Here is a 3,880-nt window from a genome sequence, read left to right on the forward strand (position 1 = left end):
TGCCGTCGAAGCCGGTTTCGGCTGTCAGACGGCCGCCGTCGTCGTAGTCGAAGCGGTAGTAGCGGTGGTTTTCGTTGCGCAGCGCGGTGAGGCGGCCCAGCTTGTCGTACTGGTAGCCCAGGCTGTGGCCGTTGGCGTCGGTGCGCTTATGCAGCCGGCCGGCCTTGTCGTATTCGTAATGGGTGCCGCGGCCCAGCGGGTCGATGAGTTTCAACAGCCGTGATTCGGCGTCGTGCTCCAGTTGGGTGGCTTGGCTGTCGGACTGGATGATGGCTTGCAGCGTGCCGTTGGCGGCGTACTGGTAACGGGTGGCATTGCCCATCGCGTCCATGGCGAGAAGGGGACGACCACGCTCGTCATACTGCCACTGGGTGGCGCTGCCGGAGCAGTCGGTATAGCTTTCCAGCAGACCATCTGGACGATAGGCGATTTTCTTGGCGCCGCCCTTGGCGTCAGTGACGGCCACCGGCAGGCCTTGCTCGTTGTACGCGTACTTGGTCTTGTGGCCGAGCGGGTCGGTTTCCTCTATCAGCTGGCCCTTGTCGTCGTAGGCGCGCAGCCATTTCTCGCCCATCGGGTCAATGATTTCGATTAGATTGTCCTGCTCGTCGTAGGCGAAGTGCACTTCGCTGCCGTCGGCGCGTTCGTGCCAGATCAGGTTGCCGTTGGCGTCGTAGTCATAGCTGTCTTGCGTGCCGTCCGGGCGAATATGGCTGAGCAGCTTCTTGTCGTCATCGAATTCAAACCACTCTTCTTTGTGGTCCGGATAGACGATGCGGTAGTTGTAGCCTTTTTCGTCGAAATAGTATTCGGTGGTGCGGCCATAGGCATCGGTGACATAGGTGAGATCGATGTTCTCGTCCCAGGCCAGGCGCACGTCCAGGCTGCCGTCGTCGGCGTATTCGCGAATGGCGCGGGCGTCCAGATGCGTGCCATCCCATTCCAGCGTGATGCCGCGGCCGGTGCGGTCGGTGTAGCGGGTGATCAGGTGATGCTGGTACTGGTAGCTCCAGCTTTCGCCGTTTTCATCGGTGGCGGCCAGCAGGTCGCCGGCATCGCCGCCCAGCTGCGGGATATCGCTGTAACGGTATTCGGCCAGCGTGCGTTGCGGCAGGCCGGTTTCCAGATTCTGCAGGGTAACGCGGGTGACGCGGCCAATGGCGTCGTGATTCAGGTCCACTGCGTAGCCGGCGCTGCTGACCAGCTGGCTGAGGCGGCCATCGCGGAAGTTCATCGCAATGCTGTTGCCGGCGCGGTCCTTGATCAGCGCCAGTCGGAAGCTGTCGCCGTGGCGCTCGTACAGCTGGATCAAGTCATGGCCAAAGGTCTGCGACAGCAGGGTGTCGGATAGGCGGGTGAGCGTAAAGCCCTCGATGCCGTCCTTGTGCGACTCGCCTTCCGGCAGCAGCGGATAGTCCAGCGTGCGGCCGCTGTCGTCGTGGAATTTCAGCTGCCCGCCTTCAATATCGAAGCGGGCGGCATAGGCAAGACTCCAGCGCGCGCCGAACTCGCCTTTTTGATCGTTGCCGCCAAAGTTGGAACGATATTGCCGTGTCCAAACAATAGGAAGAACACCCGGAAGGCTGAAGTCGGTGTGTTGTAGCGACTCGTCGCCAAAAGCGTATCCGATGGAGGCCTGGGTGCTAGCGCACGCACATTTGGGCCCAGGCTTGGCGAGCTGCTTTAGCTTGGCGGCAACTTCCTTCACGGTCTGTTCGACCTTTTTCTTGGCGGTATTCACCGCTTTGGTCGCCACCGCCGCCGCTTTTTTCGGCAGGTGATTGAGGAAGGCTTTCAACAGCTTGTCCAGCAACGGCTTCAGGTGGCTGCTGTACATCTTCATCAGCATGTCCACCAACATGCCCGCCCATTTGGCCATGGCCGCACCCAGGCGTTGCATCAGGCGCGCGGAAACTGTGCCTTTCAGGATGGAGTCGATCTGCTTGGCGGCGGCCACCGTCATGCCGGCGGCCGCTTCGGTGCCGGCATCGGCAGCGGCCTGGTTCAGCGAATGCAGGTGGGCGCTGACCGTGCCCCAAAAACCTTGGTCATTGGTTTTATTGAGGTTGTACCGGACGGGCGCATGCTTGACGTTCTTTTGCACATAGGCGCCGAACTTTCCGGTGCCCAGGCTGGTCAGCAGTTCGCCCATGCCGGCGATGATGGTGGCGCCTTTGGCGCCGCAGACTTTCAGCTCGTTCTGGATCTTGCCGTCTACATACTTTACCCATTCCGCCGGCGAGTTGCGGTAACTGGCCGGCAGCATGGTCACCAGCTTGGCCGCCAGGCCCGCTTCGATCTCGCCCTTGGCCCAGTCTTTGCCGGCGCGGCGCATGCTGGTGGCGCACAGCTTCAGCGTGGGCCGCGCGCCCATCTTGAACAGGCCGCCGGCAGCCGGGATCACGCCGATCAGGTCCACGCCCAGGAACAGCCAGTCGAAGACATCGACCTCCTGATTGGCGCGGGACTTGTTGGACATGTCGACGATGTCGACGATGACGTCGCCGATGGAAATCAGGTTGCCCACCACCGGCACTGCGGACGCGATGGTTTTCAGGCTCTCCACCGACAGATGGCCGTCGCTGATGCTGCGCAGCCATTTATCGAAGTCTTGGCCGGTTTGCTGCAGCGCCTGGGATGCGGCTTGAGGCGTGGCGGGAATAACGGCTACGGGGCGTGCGAGGGCTGCGGTCGTCATGATGGCGAGTATCTTTTACAGTATTTTCTTGAGCAGATTGGCTGCGTTCGGGACGGTGGCGGCGGAAGAAGCCAGTTGCTTCACATCGCGCGCCTGCTGCAGCATGGCCTGCGCCTGGCCGGCCACTTGCTTGGCCTGGTCCAGCGTATTCTTGGCTTGGGACAGTTGGCCGGTGGCCGTGGCGACGCCGGGCGGCAAGGTCTTGCCCACCAGACTGGAGAGCTGGCTCATCGCCTGCTTCTTCACCGCCTCTCCGCCCGCCAGCTGTTTCACCGCTTCTTCCGGCTGTGGCACAAAGGGGAAGATGTCGGCCTTGTCCTTGTTCGGCCGGCCCAGGAAATCGACCTGGGCGGGGCCTACCGGGAGTCCATGGACCATCGCCTTGCCGGCCTCGTCCAGCACGCCGCTGTGCTTGACGCCCAGCGCGTCGGTGACGACGAACTTGCCCTGGTTCATCGAGTAGCCGTTGGCGAACTCGTGGATCACCTGCAGATTGCCGGTGCCAGGCTTGGCGAATGTCGGAGTGGGGGTGCTGAGGCTGGCCGGACCGCTCAAGCTATGGCTGGCGCCCTTTACGCTCACTTCGTTGGGGCAGTGGATTTCGATATTGCCGCCGGCGATGCGGATATAGCCGCCGCCACTGGTGAGTAGCACTTCCTGGCTGGCGGCGATCTGCACCTTGCCCTTGACCGAGGTGATGGTCAGGTCCTTATCCGCCGTCAACTCCATCGCGTCGCTCTGCGCCTGCACTTGCACCTTGCCCTTCGCCGCGATCAGCTTCAGCGCCACTTTGTCCTTCACCCCCGCCACGAACAGGCTGATGTGCTGGCCGACGTTGTGCAGCCAGCGCCGGCCGGTGGTGTGGTTGGCGTCGCGCTGGGCGATGAGGTTCAGGTTCTGGCCGGCGGAGACGGTCTGGCTCTGTTCAGTCAGGCTGGCGATGCCGGCTGGGCCGGACAGGATCAGCAGCGGTTGTTGGCCGGCTTGATCCTTGGCGGTTTTGCCGTCTTTGTCGGTGTTGCTGCCGGCTTCCCAGGCTTTCAACGCGTCGGCGTGGTGCTGCAGGTGGCCGTCGGTTTTCTTGCCGGCTTTGGCATTGTCCGGGCCGATTTCGTCGGGCCCGGTTTCCATGGTGTCGGCAAGTTGGCCGGTGGCGGTTTCGGCCAAGGCTTGCGACAGCGA

The 3,880-nt window shown here is 62.5% G+C and carries 2 protein-coding genes; both read right to left on the bottom strand.

Annotated features, from left to right (window positions below):
• Positions 1–2,698 (bottom strand): DUF6531 domain-containing protein (locus tag LQR33_RS22350; RefSeq protein WP_231470477.1); only part of this gene is annotated, 2,698 nt, incomplete at its 3' end.
• A 15-nt stretch (positions 2,699–2,713) separates the two neighbouring features.
• On the bottom strand, positions 2,714–3,880 hold a 1,167-nt coding region (locus LQR33_RS22355), incomplete at its 5' end, for a DUF2345 domain-containing protein (protein ID WP_231470478.1).

The sequence above is a fragment of the Chromobacterium piscinae genome (genome assembly GCF_021129175.1).
GTDB classification, from domain to species: domain Bacteria; phylum Pseudomonadota; class Gammaproteobacteria; order Burkholderiales; family Chromobacteriaceae; genus Chromobacterium; species Chromobacterium piscinae.